Genomic DNA, 697 nt, shown 5'->3' with positions numbered 1-697 from the left:
TTATCAATACCTTGGTCTGTTTTTCGACTATTTTTACGATAAGGGATCACTGGAGTCGCATCCCGTTGTTTAATAAACATCCTGAAACGCTGACTGTCATATCCTTTATCAGCAATAACTGCTTCGGAAGTGGGAGACTTGGAAATAAGGCTTTCTGCGTGAACACTGTCATGAACCTGCCCCCCCGAAAGTTCAAAATGAACGGGCAAGCCTCCGCTGTCTACCGCTAAATGGATCTTGGTTGAACGTCCACCACGACTTTTGCCTATCGCCTCGTCGTTATCTGAAGCAGCTCCAGCACTATGTTGATGAGCCCGAACGATAGTCCCATCAATGAACAACCACTCTGTATCTGCAATCTCAGATAACCCTTTGAAAATAATCTGTAAAATACCTCTCTTTGACCAAGCGTTGAAACGCGAAAAGACCGTATTCCATTTGCCGAATTCTGTGGGTAAATCGCGCCAGGGGATGCTTGTTCTCATCCGATAAATAATGCCTTCCAAGGTCAAACGGTGTTCAGGTTTATCATAAATCCAACCGGTGTGTTGCATGAATGCGGATAGCTTATTCCAGTAGAGATCTGTTAACATTGTTCTCGGCATGATGGTGAGGTCTGGTTGTTTTTTGGCGAAAGTAATTATATCAAATCATCATGCTGTCTAATAATCCCCCGAAAAACATCAACAACCCCTAG

1 protein-coding gene is annotated in these 697 nt (G+C 43.8%); it reads right to left on the bottom strand.

The window, feature by feature from the left end; genetic code table 11:
• Positions 1–605, bottom strand: a 605-nt coding sequence (locus tag SLS51_RS23100) for an IS5 family transposase (protein WP_323840820.1), incomplete at its 3' end; no start/stop codon positions are given.
• Positions 606–697: the final 92 nt, after the last annotated feature.

It is taken from the genome of Photorhabdus africana, from assembly GCF_035181445.1.
Classification (GTDB): domain Bacteria; phylum Pseudomonadota; class Gammaproteobacteria; order Enterobacterales; family Enterobacteriaceae; genus Photorhabdus; species Photorhabdus laumondii.
The sequence above is the reverse complement of the archived record's forward strand: the minus strand, read 5'-3'. Positions and strand labels throughout refer to the sequence as shown.